The organism is Paraburkholderia kirstenboschensis (genome assembly GCF_904848585.1).
GTDB lineage: Bacteria > Pseudomonadota > Gammaproteobacteria > Burkholderiales > Burkholderiaceae > Paraburkholderia > Paraburkholderia kirstenboschensis.
In genome coordinates, this window is sequence record NZ_CAJHCR010000001.1 from 812785 (window position 1) to 829086 (window position 16302).

A 16302-nucleotide genomic window follows, 5' to 3' on the forward strand; every position below is an offset into this window, starting at 1 on the left:
ATCTGCACACTGCAGGCATCTCAAGACTTCTGACAGACCTATATGAAGCCGATCTGGATAGTAGACGACGATCAATCGATTCGCTGGGTGCTTGAAAAAGCCCTTGCTCGCGAAAACTTCGCGACTCGCAGCTTCGCGAATGTGCGCGAGGCGTCGGCGGCGCTCGATCACGACAGCCCGCAGGTGCTGGTGTCGGACATCAGAATGCCCGGAGGTTCGGGCCTCGAACTGCTGCAAACCGTGCGTGACAAGGTGCCGGGCTTGCCCGTCATCATCATGACGGCGTTTTCGGATCTGGACAGCGCGGTGGCCGCATTCCAGGGCGGCGCCTTCGAATATCTCGCGAAGCCTTTCGACGTCGACAAGGCCGTCGAACTGATCCGTCGCGCGGTGGACGAGAGCATGCGCGGCGAACAGACGTGGGACGAGCGCGTTGCCGATGCACCGGAAATGCTCGGCCAGGCACCGGCGATGCAAGACATGTTCCGCGCGATCGGACGTTTGTCCCATTCCGCGGCAACCGTGCTCATTACCGGCGAATCGGGCACCGGAAAGGAACTCGTCGCGCGTGCGCTGCACCGACATAGCCCACGCGCGAACGGTCCGTTCATTGCGCTCAACACCGCTGCAATCCCGAAAGATCTGTTGGAATCCGAACTATTTGGCCACGAGCGCGGCGCGTTCACCGGCGCGCAGGCAATGCGCCAGGGTCGCTTCGAACAGGCCGAGAACGGCACGCTTTTCCTGGACGAAATCGGCGATATGCCGTTCGATTTGCAGACGCGTCTGTTGCGCGTGCTGTCGGATGGTCAGTTCTACCGTGTCGGCGGGCACAATCCGCTGCGCGCGAATGTGCGCGTGATCGCGGCGACGCACCAGAATCTCGAATCGCGCGTACGTCAGGGCTTGTTCCGCGAGGACTTGTATCACCGTCTCAACGTGATCCGCTTGCGTTTGCCGGCATTGCGCGAGCGCAGCGAAGACATTCCTCTGCTCACGCGGCACTTCCTGCAAAAAAGCGCGCGCGATCTTGGCGTCGAGTCCAAGCGCGTGTCGGAAGAGGCGCTCGCCTATCTGGCGTCGCTGCCGTTTCCGGGCAACGTACGGCAGTTGGAGAATCTCGCCAACTGGTTGACGGTGATGGCGCCCGCGCAGACCATCGAGATCAAGGATTTGCCGCCCGATCTCGGTCCCGCGCAGGCCGGCGCAACCGACCTTGCTGGCGGTGGCGGCGCCGCGCTCGGCGCGGCGGACGCAAGCCTTGCGGGTACTGCGGCGCTGAACGGCATGAATGCGGCCGCGCATCCCGCAGCGGCTGGCGGGATGCCGGTCGCCTCGCCCGTTAGCGCGTGGGAAGGTGGCTTGCGCACGGAAGTCGCACGCCTCTTGCGCGAGAATTCCGCCGATGTGATGGACGAACTCGCCCGCCGCTTCGAAGCCGCTGTGATCCGCGAGGCACTCGACTTCACGCGCGGACGCAAGGTCGAGGCGGCGGAGCGTCTGGGCATCGGGCGCAATACGATTACGCGCAAGATTCAGGAACTCAATCTCGAGCCTTGACGCTCATTGATGGTCACAGGCCGTCACTGAGCGGGGCGCGGCGGCTCAGGGTGGCGCGCACGGCGCCCGCCCTGGTCGATCGCGCTGTTGCGCCCGGTAGCCCTTCATCGCGAGTCGCGCGAGCCCGTTGAAGCAGGATCGCGCGGACGCAAGGCATAATCAACGCTGTTTTCCTTCGACAGCCGACGATGCCTTCTGCTTCTTCCGTTTCTCCCAACTCTCCCGGTTCCTTATCCTGGCCGCTTTCTCCCGATCCGTTCCTCTGGCTCGAAGCGCTCGACGACCCTGAAGCGCTCGCGTGGGTCGACAGGCAGAATGCCCGCACGCGCGCCGCATGGTGCAGCGGCGCGCCATTCGAAACGCTCAGGCAACGTCTCGCCGATGCCTATTTGCCGCGCGAACGTCCGGTGATTCCAGACCGTTGGAAAGAATGGGCGTACGACCTGTGGCAGGACGAGCGTAATCCCAAAGGCATCTGGCGGCGCACGACCTGGGCCGCATGGCGCGGTGGCAAGCCCGAATGGCAGAACCTGATCGACTTCGATGCACTCGGCGAAGCAGAAGGAACGCCGTGGGTGTGCTCGGAGTTCGACATTCTCTATCCCGACGGCGATCGCGCGCTGATCACGATGTCGCCGGGCGGCTCGGACGCGCTGGTGGTCCGCGAGTTCGACATCGACGCACAGCGTTTTATCGACGATGGATTCGTGATCGCGAAGGCCGGCAAGCACACCGCATCGTGGATCGACCGTAATACGCTTTACGTGGGCTGGGACAATGGTCGCAAAAGCCTGACGCGCTCCGGCTATCCGCGCGAAGTGCGGCGCTGGACGCGCGGCACGGCGCTCGCCGATGCACCCGTCGTGTTCAAGGGGGCATTTAGCGATATCGGCGTGGAAGGGCATTACGATCCGGTGGAAAAGCGGCACACGGTGGTGAGCAGCGTCGATTTCTTCGATTCGCACACGTACTACCTGGACGACGCGAGCGGCGTGGATGGCGCTCACGCTCCCGCTCCCGCCGACGCCTGGCGCCGTTATGACGTGCCGTCGCATGTTGGAGTGAGCGGCTGGCAGGGCTGGCTGTTGCTCGAGCCGCGCCTCGACTGGCACTGCAATGGCGTCGTGTACCCGGGCGGCGCGTTGCTGGCGATTCGCGAGGCCGCGTTCCTGCGCGGCGAGCGCGACGTGACGCCGCTCTTCATGCCCACTGAGCAGACCTCCGCGTGCGAATGGACGCATACGCGCAACCAGCTCATCGTCTCCTATCTTGAAGACGTGCAGAACAAGACCTTGTTGTTCACGACGTCGCAGATTGCGGATCAGTCATGGCAGTGGCAGCGGCGCGTCTTCCCATCGCACCCGGACGGGCAAGCCGACGTCTCGCCGGTGGAGGCGACGCTGAACGACGAGGTGTTCGTCGATACCGATGACTATCTGCAGCCCCCCGCGTACTGGCTCGCCGATCTTGCCCGCGACGATCTCAGCGAGTGGGAGTTGCTCGAGCGCTGGCCGACGCAGTTCGACGCGACACGCTTCACGGTGACGCGCGGACATGCGGTCTCCGCTGACGGTACACGTGTGCCGTACACGGTGATCGGACCGCGGGCCGCGCGGGATGAGCAACGCATCGACTCGGCAGAAAACGAGCCGGCCTTGCAATCCTCGCGGCCCTGCCTGCTGACCGGCTACGGCGGCTTCGCGATTCCGTTGCTGCCCAGCTATCTGACGGGGCAGGGCATCGGCTGGCTGGAGCGTGGCGGCGTGTACGTGGTCGCGCACATTCGCGGCGGCGGTGAGTTCGGTACCCGCTGGCACACGGCGGCGCAAGGCGAGGAACGGCAACGCGCATTCGACGACTTCATCGCAGTGGCGCAAGCGCTCGTCGCGAGCGGCGTGACGAGCGCCGCGCAACTGGGCATTCAGGGCGGCAGCAACGGAGGCCTGCTGGTGGCGGCGTGCATGGTCCAGCGCCCCGATCTGTTCGGCGCGGTGATCTGCGAAGTGCCGCTGCTCGATATGAGCCGCTATCACCTGCTGCATGCAGGCGCGTCATGGATCGACGAATACGGCGATCCCGACGATCCCGACGACGCGCGCGCGCTCGCCGCTTACTCGCCTTATCACAACGTGTCGGCGGGCGTGAAGTATCCGCCGGTCCTGTTCACGACATCCACCGCCGACGATCGCGTGCATCCCGGCCATGCGCGAAAGATGGCCGCGCGCATGCAGGCGCTCGGCGTGGACAACGTGTGGTATCGCGAGAATACGGACGGCGGGCACGGCGGCTCCGATGAACTGGAGCAGGCCGAGCACGATGCGATGGTTTTCGAGTTTCTATGGCGAACGCTGAGCGCTTCCGCTTGAGGCTTCGTGAAAGCCTATTCAGCAAGCGCGCTTGACGTTGCTTAACCTGGCCGGATCTTGCCAGTGTTCGTCAGCCGATCTGCGCGACGACCGGTGCATGATCCGACGGCTGGTCCCACTTGCGCGGCACCTTATCGACTTCGCATGACGTGCACGCTTCAGAGAGCGGCTTTGAAAGCAGGATATGGTCGATGCGCAGCCCCGCGTTGCGGCGAAACGCCATCATCCGGTAGTCCCACCACGAATAGATCTTTTCGGGCTGCTCGAACTGACGGAACGCGTCGACGAGACCCAGTTCGATCAGCCGCACGAACTCGGCGCGTTCTTCCGGCGACACGAGGTTCTGACCTTCCCACGCTTTCGGATCGTGCACGTCCCGGTCGTCCGGTGCGATGTTGTAGTCGCCGAGCAGCGCGAGCTTCGGATACAGCGCCATTTCGCTTTTGATCCAGTCGTGCAGCGCGGCGAGCCAGCGGAGCTTGTACGCGAACTTGTCGGTGCCGGGCGCCTGGCCGTTGGGGAAGTACGCGGAGATGATACGCACGCCTTCGACGGTCGCCGCGACCACGCGCTGCTGCAAGTCCTCAAAGCCGGGAATATTCCGCACGATGCTGCTTTCGTCCACATTCAGACCCTGGCGCACGAGGATGCCGACCCCGTTGTACGTCTTCTGGCCCGCGAACCAGCTGCGGTAGCCTTTTTCTTCGAGTTCGGCGCGTGGGAACTTCTCGTCGGGCAGCTTCAGTTCCTGAAGGCACAGCACGTCGGTGCCGCTGGTTTCCAGCCAGTCGATCACATGCTGTTGGCGGACTTTGAGGGAGTTGACGTTCCAGGTGGCGATTTTCACGGGAAATTCTCAAGCTGAATGGCGCAGGAGCCGTAGCTTACCAGCGCACACGGGACGAGACGATTTTCGCGCGGCTCGAACCGTGCGGAACGAACAAAATAAAAAGCCGATGCGCGACGCGCGCGGCGTATAGTGGGGATCACACTCACAGTTTGACTTACCCAGGCACCGGCGTGCAGCGGAGGGCATCATGGCTCAACTTTATCCCGATGTTTATAAGGACTTCGAAGTGCATCCGCTGGTTTTCTCGCGGGCGTTCGATAAGTTCGACGGGCACAAGCGGCACGCGGAAGGCTATGACGTCGCGGTGCGTGTGTGTCGTCCCGGCGCAATCAGCGGTTCGAAGGCGAGCCGCGTGTTTCGTCTGGTGCTGCCTGCAACCTTCTCCGATTTCGGCGTGGCCAAACGCAGCGCGAGCCAGTACGGCGCGGATATCATCGACGGCAAGATCGAGGGCGCGACAGTGCTCGATCTTTGAGCCACAGATGCTCGCGTGTACGCTTGTGTTTGTGCTTCGCACGAATGAATCATGCGATTGTTGAGGGATCGTTTGACGTAGCGCGAACATCTCTATACAATCCTTTTTCTCTGACGCGGGGTGGAGCAGTCTGGCAGCTCGTCGGGCTCATAACCCGAAGGTCACAGGTTCAAATCCTGTCCCCGCAACCAAGCATTGTTGAAAGCCCGCTGGCGCAAACCAGCGGGCTTTTTAACTTGTGGCACCCGAATTCCTGCGTTGCCATTGCGATGGATCGCAATCGCCCGTCATCCGTATCTACTGCGCTCCAATTGCCCACTCAACCGCCGCTTGCGCATGCAACGCTGTGGTATCGAAAACGGGCAGAACAGAATCTTCCGGCTTGATCAGCAATGTGATTTCGGTGCATCCGAGAATCACCGCTTGCGCGCCGCGCGCGGCCAGCGATTCGATCACACTTTGATACACCGCGCGCGATTCGCTGTTCACGTTGCCGTGACACAGCTCGTCGTAAATGATGCGGTGTATGTCCGCGCGTTCGGCTTCTTCGGGCACCAAAGTCTCGAGTCCATAGCGTTCGCGCAGGCGGCCCGTGTAGAACGTCTGCTCCATCGTATAGCGCGTACCGAGTAAGCCGACCCGCTCGACGCCTGCCGCGCGCAGCGCAGCGCCGGTCGGATCGGCGATATGCAGAAACGGTACGTTGATCGCCTGCTCGATCGATTCATACACCCGATGCATCGTGTTGGTGGCGAGCATCACGATCTCGGCGCCCCCGCGTTCCAGTTGACGCGCCGCGTCGGCCATCTGGTCGCCGAGCGCGCTCCAGTCGCCCGCGCGCTGATTTGCTTCGATCGGCGCAAAGTCCACGGTCAGCATCAGGCTACGCGCGTTGTGATGACCGCCAAGGCGCGCCTTTGCGTGACGGTTGAGCAGCCTGTAATACTCGGCTGACGACTCCCAGCTCATTCCACCGATCACACCTATCGTCTTCATCTGTATGCTCCCGAATCAATGCGTCCTGATGACTGAGCCCAGTATAGGTGCGCCACGGTGCATGCAGCCGGTACGGATTTCGCGGCGCTCGCCGGTACGGCAAGCTGATAAAACGCCTGGTAAAACGCCGGACAAAACCTGCGCTTACTTTCTGACGCCGATAGAATCGTCATCAGCCACAAAGCGGACGGACACACATAAGGGAGCGAGATATGGATCTGATCATCCGCCGCGCGATGCTGCCGCCAAGCGTCGCGCCGCAACCCGGGCAGCCGCTCGACATCGGCATTGAAGCGGGGCGCATCGTTGCCGTGGAGCCGCATCTCGCCGCCGCAGCGCGCGAGGAAATCGACGCTGCCGGCTCGCTCGTCACGCCACCGTTCGTCGATCCGCATTTCCATATGGACGCGACGCTCTCTTACGGTTTGCCGCGCGTGAACGCGTCGGGCACGCTTCTCGAAGGTATTGCGTTGTGGGGCGAGCTGAAGCCGCAACTTACGCAGGACGCGTTGATCGAACGCGCGATGCAGTACTGCGACTGGGCGGTCGCGCGTGGGCTGCTCGCAATCCGCAGTCACGTCGATGTATGCGATCCGCGCCTTCTCGCTGTCGAGGCGCTCGTCGAAGTGAAACGCCGCGTCGCGCCGTATCTCGATCTGCAACTGGTGGCGTTTCCGCAAGACGGCGTGCTGCGCAGCCCCGGCGCTTTCGAGAACCTGAAGCGGTCGATTGCAATGGGCGTCGACGTGGTCGGCGGCATTCCGCATTTCGAGCGCACCATGGCCGACGGCGCGCAGTCGGTGCGCATGCTGTGCGAGTATGCGGCGGAGCAGGGCTTGCGCGTCGACATGCATTGCGATGAATCGGACGACCCCATGTCGCGCCACATCGAAACGCTTGCCGCCGAGACGCAGCGTCTCGGCTTGCATGGGCGCGTCACCGGTTCGCATCTGACCTCGATGCATTCGATGGACAACTACTACGTGAGCAAGCTCTTGCCGCTCATGCGCGAATCGGGCGTTGCAGCCATCGCGAATCCGCTCATCAACATCACGTTGCAGGGACGCAGCGACACGTATCCCAAGCGGCGCGGCATGACCCGCGTGCCGGAGATGATGGCCGCAGGAATCAACGTCGCCTTCGGCCATGATTGCGCGATGGATCCGTGGTACAGCCTGGGCTCGGGCGACATGCTCGAAGTCGCGCACATGGGTTTGCACGTCGCGCAGATGACGGGCGTCGAAGGCATGCACGCGTGTTTCGACGCGGTCACGGTGAACGGCGCACGCATTCTCGGTCTTGAAGACTACGGCGTCGCGCCCGGCTGCGCGGCCAATCTCGTGCTACTCGACGCGCGCAATCCCGTCGAAGCGATCCGCTTGCGCGCGGCGCGACTGGTGGTGATAAGCCGCGGCAAGGTGGTGAGCCGTGCGCCGGCTGCCCGTGCGGCGCTCTCGCTCGAAGGGCGTCCCGCAGAGGTGGATTTCAAGCTGCATCGCGGCTGAGGGCGGCAGGTTTCGAGTAAACAAAAGCCGGTGTCCGCTCGCGCGGAACACCGGCTTCTTTACATCGGCGCTGATCGAGGCGCTGCTCGGGGCGCCTAATGATGCGCTAAACGATGCGCCGAGGGTTTCCTCCGCGCATCATGCAGCGTTTCAATGCGCCGCGGCGGGCGTCATGCCGTTGTGCCGCAGCAAGGCGTCGATGTTCGGCTCACGCCCGCGGAACGCCTTGAACGATTCCATCGCCGGACGGCTGCCGCCCACTTCGAGAATCTCCTTTCGATAACGCATGCCGGTTGTCTGGTCGAGGACACTGCCGCTCGCGGCCTGCGCCGCTTCCTCGAATGCTGCGTAGGCGTCGGCGGACAGCACTTCTGCCCACTTGTAGCTGTAGTAGCCCGCCGCATAACCGCCGGCAAAAATATGGCTGAACGTGTTCGGCCAACGGGAGAACGGCGCCTGCGGCACGACATGGAAGCGCTCGTTGATCTCGCTTGCCAGTTCGGTCGCGTTCTTCGTGCCGGCTGCGTCGAAGCCGGTATGCAACTGCATGTCGAACATGGAAAACACGATCTGGCGCAGCGTGCCGAGACCGCTCTGGAAGTTCTTCGCGGCAAGCATCTTGTCGAACAGTTCGCGCGGCAGCGGCTGCGCGGTTTCGACGTGCGAAGTCATGTCCGAGAGCACGTCCCACTCCCAGCAGAAGTTTTCCATGAACTGCGACGGCAGTTCGACCGCGTCCCACTCCACGCCGTTGATGCCCGAAACGCCGAGCTCATCCACACGCGTGAGCATGTGATGCAGGCCATGCCCGAACTCGTGGAAAAGCGTGATGACTTCGTCGTGCGTGAAGCAGGCCGGCTTGCCGCCGACCGGCGCGGAGAAGTTGCAGGTCAAATAAGCAACCGGCGTTTGCACGCCGCCATGCGTATGCTTGTGACGGCCGCGCGCGTCGTCCATCCACGCGCCGCCGCGTTTGCCTTCGCGTGCGTACAAGTCGAGATAGAACTGCGCGACGAGGCCGCCGTCCTGGTTCTCGACGCGGAAAAAGCGCACGTCCGGATGCCAGACGGCTGCTTCATCGCGGCGGATGCGCACGCCGAAGAGCGTTTCCGTGACCTTGAACAGGCCCTTGAACACAGCGTCTTCCGGGAAATACTGTTTGACTTCGTTCTCCGAGAACGAATAGCGCTTCTGACGCAGACGTTCGGCGGCGAACGTCATGTCCCACGGTTGCAGATCGCTCAAGCCGAGCTCGCTTGCGGCGAATTCGCGCAACTCCTTCCAGTCCTGCTCCGCATGCGGGCGCGCGCGCGTGGCGAGGTCTTCGAGGAAAGCCATGACCTGTTCCGGCGATTCGGCCATTTTGGGCGCGAGCGATACCTCGGCGAAATTCTTATAGCCGAGCATATGCGCTTCTTCGGCACGCAGCTTCAACTGGTCGGCGAGCACCGACGTGTTGTCCCACTCGGGCTTGCCCTTGCCGTATTGCGGGCCCAGCTCGGATGCGCGCGTCACATATGCGCGGTACATCGCTTCGCGTATCGGACGGTTTTCCGAGTACTGCATGACGGGAAAGTACGACGGGAAATGCAGCGTGAACTTGTAGCCGGTCTTGCCTTCGCGCTCCGCGGCTTCCTTCGCGGCCTCGATCACGTCTTCCGGCAGGCCGGCCAGTTCCGACTCGTTGCCGGCTTCGACGAAATACGCGTAGGCGTTGGTCGCATCGAGCACGTGGTCCGAAAACGCTTTCGACAACGCTGCCTGACGTTCCTGCAACTCGGCGAAATGCGGCTTCTGGTCTTCAGGCAATTCCGCGCCGGACAAACGGAAGTCGCGCAGCGCGTTGCCAAGAATCTTCTTGCGTTCGCTCGTCAGCGAGGCGAATTCATCGCTCGCGCTCAGCGTCTTGTACTTCTCGTAGAGCGCAAGATTCTGCCCGACGCTCGACCAGAACTCGGTGACGCGCGGCAGATTCTCGCCATACACGGCGCGCAGCTCGGGCGTGTCGGCGACGGCGTTCAGATGGCCGACGACGCTCCAGGCGCGCGACAGCGGTTCGGTCGCGCGCTCGACCGGCTCGACGACATCGGCCCATGAAGCGGGCGTGATCGGCTGGGCGGCGCGCTCAACGGCGGCGGCCGCATCGGCGAGCAGCACGTCGAGTGCGGGCGTGACATGTTCGGGGCGGATGTCGCCAAAGCGCGGCAGGTCGGAGAAATCGAGGAGCGGATTGTCGTGATTCGAGACGGTAGTGGACATGAGGCTTCCTGTCTGACGCGGGTGAACGGGTAATCGGTACTTTAATCGGTGCTTGGGCCGCGTGCGCGCTGCGACGGCTTATAACACCGCACATCAGCATTATTGGGGCGGGGCGCGCCGATTCCAATCGCCGGCACACAAATTAGCAGATGTCGCGGCCCGTAGCGCTTTTGTGCGAAAGCGAACGGTGCGAAATGGTGCCGCGCCGCATTCTGACGTGTCTATCGCGTTGCGACGCTTTTCAGCAAGAGGTACCGATGAACCCGCTTTCGCACGCTCTATCGCGCAACGGCAACAATTTCGACCTGGTGCGGTTGCTGGCCGCCGTGGCCGTGGTGTATGGCCATTCGTATCTGCTGCAGTCGCCGGACGGCACGACCGACTGGGTCCAGAACGCGCTGGGTTTCGACGGTTTCGGCGCGCTCGGTGTGTACGCGTTTTTTCTGCTGAGCGGCATGCTCGTGACCGCTAGCTTCGACCGTCAACGCTCGGTGCCGCGCTTCGCCGTGTTGCGGATTGCGCGCCTGTGGCCGGCTGTCGCGCTTGGATCGCTCGTCACCGTGTTTATCGTCGGGCCGCTTTTTACGACGCTGCCGCTGCGCCAGTATTTCAGTTCGGGCATGACGTGGGCGAACCTCGACAACTTCTCGACCATCGTGATGAAAACCGGCTGGGCGCTGCCGGGCGTGTTCGAACACAACCGCTTTCCCGTCGATGTCTGCGGCCCGTTGTGGACGCTGCCGCTCGAAGTACGCTGCTACCTGATCGTGCTCGCCACCGGCCTGCTCGGGCTGCTGTCGAGCGCACGTGGTGCCGCGCTCGCGGCGGCGCTCGGCATTGCGGCTTTCGTGCTGCGCGTGCATTTGCCGCCGCATCTGACGCCGCATTCGCTGCCGCTCGTACAGATCGGCCTGCGCGACTTCAGCGAGACGCCTGGCGGCTATTCGTTCTGGCCGGAGCCGTTCTTCATGCTCGGCATGCTGCTGTATGGCTTGCGCGAGCGTATCGGTATCGACGGTCTGACAGCGCTCGCATTCACCATGGTGTTCCTGGTGTTCCGCGACACGGCCGGCGCGCAGCCGTTGTTCTATCTGGCCTTCGTGTACGGCGTACTGTGGATCGGGACGACGCCGCTGTTGCGGCGGTTCGTGCCGCGCCATGACTACTCGTACGGGATCTATCTGTATGGCTTCATGGTGCAGCAATGCGTCGCGAATATCGCTCCGCATTTGAGCCATGTGACGGCGGTGCTGGTCGCCGCGCCGCTTATCCTGCTATGCGCGGCTTTGTCGTGGCACTGCGTCGAGCGGCCGGTGCTGAAGTGGTGCCGTGGGCGCCTCGCGCGCCGGCGGACGCCGCGCCCCGACGGCGTGTCGGTGAGCGAGCAGGCCGTGCGCTAAACCGCGCGGTGAACGTGTGGGGCGGTGAATCCAGGTTGGAGTAGTGCGTTGCGTCTGCTGGGTCGGCAACGCCGTGCGATGCGATGCGTGTGGGATAGACGTGCGAGACAGACGTGCGAGATGAGCGGGCGGGGAGTGGGGCGAGGAGATGACGAGACGTCGGCTGGAAGCGACGCGAGGGTGGTCTGGAAGTGAGGCAGGAGGTAAGGCAGGAAGCGAGGCGAGAGGTCGGCTCGAACTGATGCGAGAGCCGGCCTCCGGGTGGGGTACGAAGCGAGTTGAAAGCGCGGGGCAGGGCAACGCTCAGCGCTTTCTTTTTTACGTCAAGCGTTCAGTGCGGCCTCACGTTCCGCGGCTTCGATCGTGTTGACGAGCAACATGGTAATTGTCATCGGGCCGACACCGCCCGGCACCGGCGTGATGTAGCCGGCCACTTCCTTGACGCCCGCGAAATCCACGTCGCCGCACAGCTTGCCGGCTTCGTCGCGATTCATGCCGACGTCGATCACGGCCGCGCCCGGCTTCACCATGTCGGCGGTGAGAATGTTGCGCAGGCCGGTGGCGGCCACCACGATGTCGGCGTTGCGCGTATGCGCGGCCAGATCGCGCGTTTTGCTGTGACAGATCGTGACCGTGGCGCCCGCGTCGAGCAGCAGCAGCGCCATGGGCTTGCCGACGATGTTCGAGCGTCCGATCACCACCGCGTTCGCGCCTTGAAGCGGAATGTCGTAAGCGGCAAACATCTTCATCACGCCGTACGGCGTGCACGGGCGAAACAGCGGCTGGCCGGTCAGCAATGCGCCGGCATTGGCGACGTGAAAACCGTCCACGTCTTTCTCGGGCGCGATCGCCTCGATCACCTTGTGGCTGTCGATATGCGGCGGCAGCGGAAGCTGCACGAGAATGCCGTGGATTTGCGGATCGCGATTCAGTTCGTCGATACGTTCGAGCAGTTCGGCCTCCGGCAGATCGGCCGGATAGCGGTCGAGCGATGAGCCGAGACCGTTGTCGTGGCACGCCTTGACCTTGTTGCGCACATAGACTTCGCTTGCGGGATTGTCGCCGACCAGCACGACGGCAAGCCCCGGCTGATGGCCGCGGGCGGTGAGGGCGGCGGCGCGCGCGGCCACGTCGGCGCGCAGGGTCTTGGAAAGGGCGAGGCCGTCGATCAGTTTGGCAGTCATGGTCGGTCGAGAGGGGCAGTATGGAAAGCGGAGCAGCGCGCGTGCCGCGTACCGTGGCGTTTTTCAGCGGGAACGGGTCGGCACATGAAAAGCGCGCGACGCAAATTGGAGCTAGGCGCCGCTGCAAAGTCCGTCATTATACCGGCGTGCGCGGCCATGCCGATGACGCCCCATCGACTCAAGCGCTTGCCTTGACGAAGAAATAGCGAGGGAGAGCCGACGAAAGGCCGGACTGGGTAGTCCGGCCGTTGCGGCTGACGCGGGCGACGGCCTCTGAATTTGCGCGACGCGTGCCCAAGAAGCCTGCCCGAATTCGTGCCCGAATGCGTGCCTGAAGCACGCCGCCGGAGCTTACTGTGCCGTTTGCTGCGGCTTGTTGGACAGCGCGAGTCGCAACAGGTCGGCGACCGTGTTGACGTTGAGCTTTTCCATGATGTTCGCGCGGTGCGCTTCGACCGTCTTGATGCTGATGCCGAGGTCGTCGGCGATCTGCTTGTTCAGGCGGCCGGCAATGATCCGCTCGAGTACCTGATGTTCGCGGGCGGTGAGCTTGCCGAGACGCTCGGCGGCCGCGCGCTGCTGCTGCACGCTCGTGCTTTCGCTGCGCGCCTTGTCGAGCATGCGCTCGACGAGCTTGCGCAACTCGGCTTCGTCGAACGGTTTTTCGATGAAGTCCATCGCGCCTTTTTTCATCGTGGACACTGCCATCGGCACATCGCCATGACCCGTCACGAAGATGATCGGCAGCGACGCATTGTCGGCGATCAGACGCTCCTGCAATTCCAGTCCGCTCATGCCGGACATCCGCACATCGAGAATCAGGCAGGCTATCTGGCCCGGATGCTGATGCGGCTGCCATGCGTCGATGAACTGCTCGGCGCTGGAGAAGCACTGCACGCGGTAGCCGTTCGCCTCCAGCAGCCAGCGCAGCGAATCTCGCACGGCCTCGTCGTCGTCGACGACAAAGACAGTTTCCTGTGTGGTGACTGGGCTGTTCATAGCTCTCCCGTAACGGTTTGTGGTGTCGGCGCCTCTGACCCGCCGTTGCTCGGGCCGTCGGGCTCTCCAATAGGCAGACTGCAATGGAACGTGGCGCCCGTGATGTGGCCGTCTGATTCGACGTTGTTGACCACCCACAGACGGCCGCGGTGCGATTCGATAATCGAACGGCAAATGTTCAGCCCCATGCCCATACCGTCGGACTTGGTGCTGTAAAACGGTTCGAACAGCCGCTCGGCTGTCGCTTCGTCGACGCCCGGACCCTGGTCGACGACGCTGATGCAGACAAAGCCGCTTTCCAGCCGCACGACCACGCGGATCACCGGGTCGACGGCATTGGGCCGCGCTTCGGCCATCGCCTCGGCGCCGTTCTTCAGCAGGTTGACCAGCACCTGCTCGATCAGCACCGGGTCGACGTAAATGACGGGCAACCGCGAGCGCACGTCGGTGACGATGCGAATGCGCCGCTTGCGCACCTCGATCTCCGCGAGGCCCACCGCGTCCGCGACGATGTCCGCGACGCGAGTAGCCTGGCGCTTCGGCTCGCTGCGTTTCACGAACTCGCGAATCCGCTTGATGATCATGCCGGCGCGCACCGCCTGCTGAGCGGTCTTTTCGAGCACGGGCAGCAGGTTGTCCGGCGTCGTCCGACCGGATTTAACCAGTGCAACGGTTCCCGAGCAATAGTTATTGATCGCGGCGAGCGGCTGATTCAGTTCATGCGCGAGCGACGAGGCCATTTCGCCCATGGTCATCAACCGGCTCGTGAACTGCAGTTTTTCATCCTGCTGGCGCGACAGTTCCTGCGCCTGCTTGCGCGTGGTGATGTCGGTTGCGATCTGCATCTGCGCGAGGTGGCCGTCCACCCATTGAATGTACTGGCGGCGCACTTCGAACCATTTCTGGATGCTTTGCACGTAGATTTCCTGCGCGTCGGCCGTGCTCTCCGTCAACGCGGCGGCGGGCAGTCCGGCGTAGGTATCCACCATATCGATCGAATCCGACGACGCCTGTGCGCTATCGAACCCGCCGCCCGCCAATTCCAGGTGGCCGTCCGGGCGAATTCCGAACAGGTGCCGGTAGTAGCGGTTGGCGAACAGCAGTTCGGCTTCGTCGGCGGCGAGCACCGAGACGGCGGCGTCGAGGCTCTCCAGCACGGTCGTGAAGCGCTCATGCGCGGCGGCAAGTTCCTCGCGCGCGCGCTTGGGCTCGGTGATGTCGGTCATCGACGACATCCAGCCGGTCTGACGGCCCGAGCTGTCGATGAGCGGCGATACGTAGAGGCGCGCGTGGAACGTGGAGCCGTCTTTGCGGCGCACGCGCAATTCGAAGCCCGACGAGGGCGCCTTGCCGCGCAGCGTCATGTCGAGCTGGCGCTGCATTTCCGGATAAGCGTCGCGCGGCCAGTAAGCGAACGGCGCGGTTTTGCCCACCAGGTCGCTTTCGTCCCAGCCGGTCATGCGGCAAAACGCCGGGTTCACGTGGGTGATGCGGCCGTGCATGTCGAGCACACGCATGCCGATCAGCACGGAATTTTCCATCGCACGACGGAAAAACGCTTCGGCGTAAAGCGCCTGTTGCGCCTCGAAACGCTGCCGCGTGTGTTTCCACAAACTCCACAAACTCCACAGCACGAAACACGACAGACCTGCCACCAGCCACACGAGTGTGTTGTTGGTGAAGTTGGTCATTTGCGGGAACGCATAGACGCGCACCGAGACGCCCTGGCCCGGCGGGTCGAGCGGCAGGTCGTAGAACATGTCGCGCGGCAGGCGCGGGCGCGTGGACGTGGTGGTCAGCTCGCGGTTGTTCGCGTCGACGATCGAAATCTTGTACTTGGCCGACAGCTCGGGCGGGATGTCGTGCTTCAGGATGCCTTCCACCGAAAACACGGCGGCGATCGAGCCGAGAAATTCGCGGTCGCGATAGACCGGCGTTTGCAACGTGATATAGCCGTTGCCGAGGTCGTCGTAAATGAGCGGCGAGTAGACCTGGCGGCGCGTGCTGCGCGCTTCGGTGAAGGCGGCTTTCACTGCCTCGTCCATCTGGGTGTCGTTGGGCTTCGCGAGCCGCTGGCCGAATACCGGCAGCGCGGTACTGGGCCAGCGCGGCTGCTGCTGGCTCGTGTACCAGTTCATGTAGAGGATCTCGGGATGCCCCTGCATGATGTCCGTGGTGGACACCTGGAACGACTGCGGATCGGCATGGCCGGCCACCAGGTCGCGCGCGAGCGCCTGAATCTGTTCTTGCGCGCCCGTCATGGACAGGCGGATCTGCTGCTGGGCCCACGCGACGTTACGGTAAAGCGTGTCTTCCTGTTGCTGCTGCTCGCGCCGGTTCAGGCTCCACAGAATCAGGCTCATGACGACCAGGAAAACCAGGATCGACAGAAGCGGCGTCAGCAAATAGGAATTCGACCACCATGGTCCATGGTGCCAGCGGGAGGACGGCGTCGAATCCGCCGGCGAACCGGCGGTGCGCGCCGAGCGAGCGAAAAGCCGTTCGGTCAACATGCGTGGCATTGTAGCGCAGCGCGTACCTCCCAAATGGCGCAAAAAATCACGGAAAGTGCCGTTAATCGGCGCACACTAGCTCGCGTATCCGTCAAAAGGCAGTCAAATCAGGTTGCGCCGCAACAATTTTCCGCATTATGAGAACCGATCTCGTAATTCGAAAATTTTGTTGCGTGGACGTCGGGACCCTTATTA

11 protein-coding genes and 1 tRNA gene are annotated in these 16302 nt (G+C 63.1%); 6 read left to right on the forward strand and 6 right to left on the reverse strand.

Annotated elements, in window-relative coordinates; genetic code table 11:
- The first annotated feature begins 42 nt into the window (after nucleotides 1-42).
- Entirely contained in the window at nucleotides 43-1560 is a 1518-nt protein-coding gene (gene ntrC, locus JMY24_RS03715; RefSeq protein ID WP_201701401.1) for a nitrogen regulation protein NR(I), read from the forward strand.
- 188 nt (nucleotides 1561-1748) lie between these two features.
- Entirely contained in the window at nucleotides 1749-3926 is a 2178-nt protein-coding gene (locus JMY24_RS03720) for a prolyl oligopeptidase family serine peptidase (RefSeq protein WP_201701402.1), read from the forward strand.
- 70 nt (nucleotides 3927-3996) lie between these two features.
- On the opposite strand, the gene xth is transcribed toward JMY24_RS03720, so the two are convergent.
- On the reverse strand, nucleotides 3997-4773 hold the full coding sequence (gene xth, locus JMY24_RS03725) for an exodeoxyribonuclease III (RefSeq protein ID WP_128586434.1): 777 nt from the start codon (nucleotides 4771-4773) through the stop codon (nucleotides 3997-3999).
- A gap of 190 nt (nucleotides 4774-4963) precedes the next feature.
- Between xth and JMY24_RS03730 the strand changes: the two genes are divergently transcribed.
- Both JMY24_RS03730 and JMY24_RS03735 read left to right on the forward strand, forming a co-directional pair.
- Nucleotides 4964-5251 carry a hypothetical protein gene (locus tag JMY24_RS03730; protein ID WP_128586433.1) on the forward strand — a complete coding sequence of 96 codons (288 nt, stop codon included), beginning with the start codon at nucleotides 4964-4966 and terminating at the stop codon, nucleotides 5249-5251.
- Nucleotides 5252-5365: 114 nt separating this feature from the next.
- Nucleotides 5366-5442, forward strand: a tRNA-Met gene (locus JMY24_RS03735).
- 106 nt (nucleotides 5443-5548) lie between these two features.
- Here the strand turns inward: JMY24_RS03735 and JMY24_RS03740 are convergent.
- Nucleotides 5549-6247 (reverse strand): aspartate/glutamate racemase family protein, encoded by a 699-nt coding sequence (locus JMY24_RS03740; protein ID WP_128595416.1) that lies wholly within the window; start codon nucleotides 6245-6247, stop codon nucleotides 5549-5551.
- 212 nt (nucleotides 6248-6459) lie between these two features.
- Here JMY24_RS03740 and JMY24_RS03745 point away from each other — a divergent pair, with 212 nt between their 5' ends.
- Nucleotides 6460-7752 (forward strand): amidohydrolase family protein, encoded by a 1293-nt coding sequence (locus JMY24_RS03745; RefSeq protein WP_128595415.1) that lies wholly within the window; start codon nucleotides 6460-6462, stop codon nucleotides 7750-7752.
- Nucleotides 7753-7902: 150 nt separating this feature from the next.
- On the opposite strand, the gene JMY24_RS03750 is transcribed toward JMY24_RS03745, so the two are convergent.
- Nucleotides 7903-10011: a M3 family metallopeptidase gene (locus JMY24_RS03750; RefSeq protein ID WP_201701403.1), complete on the reverse strand. Its 2109-nt coding sequence runs from the start codon at nucleotides 10009-10011 to the stop codon at nucleotides 7903-7905.
- Between the two features lie 257 nt (nucleotides 10012-10268).
- Between JMY24_RS03750 and JMY24_RS03755 the strand changes: the two genes are divergently transcribed.
- Entirely contained in the window at nucleotides 10269-11411 is a 1143-nt protein-coding gene (locus JMY24_RS03755; protein ID WP_201701404.1) for an acyltransferase family protein, read from the forward strand.
- Nucleotides 11412-11734: 323 nt separating this feature from the next.
- Here JMY24_RS03755 and folD read toward each other — a convergent pair whose 3' ends face one another.
- The 3 genes from folD to fixL form a co-directional block, all read right to left on the reverse strand.
- Nucleotides 11735-12595 carry a bifunctional methylenetetrahydrofolate dehydrogenase/methenyltetrahydrofolate cyclohydrolase FolD gene (gene folD / locus JMY24_RS03760; RefSeq protein ID WP_201701405.1) on the reverse strand — a complete coding sequence of 287 codons (861 nt, stop codon included), beginning with the start codon at nucleotides 12593-12595 and terminating at the stop codon, nucleotides 11735-11737.
- A gap of 351 nt (nucleotides 12596-12946) precedes the next feature.
- Nucleotides 12947-13594 carry an oxygen response regulator transcription factor FixJ gene (fixJ, locus tag JMY24_RS03765; RefSeq protein ID WP_128590393.1) on the reverse strand — a complete coding sequence of 216 codons (648 nt, stop codon included), beginning with the start codon at nucleotides 13592-13594 and terminating at the stop codon, nucleotides 12947-12949.
- The gene (gene fixL / locus JMY24_RS03770; RefSeq protein ID WP_201701406.1) at nucleotides 13591-16107 is read right to left on the reverse strand and encodes an oxygen sensor histidine kinase FixL; all 2517 of its coding nucleotides are present in this window, start codon (nucleotides 16105-16107) and stop codon (nucleotides 13591-13593) included. Before fixL ends, fixJ begins: the two co-directional genes overlap by 4 nt.
- Between the last annotated feature and the right edge of the window lie 195 nt (nucleotides 16108-16302).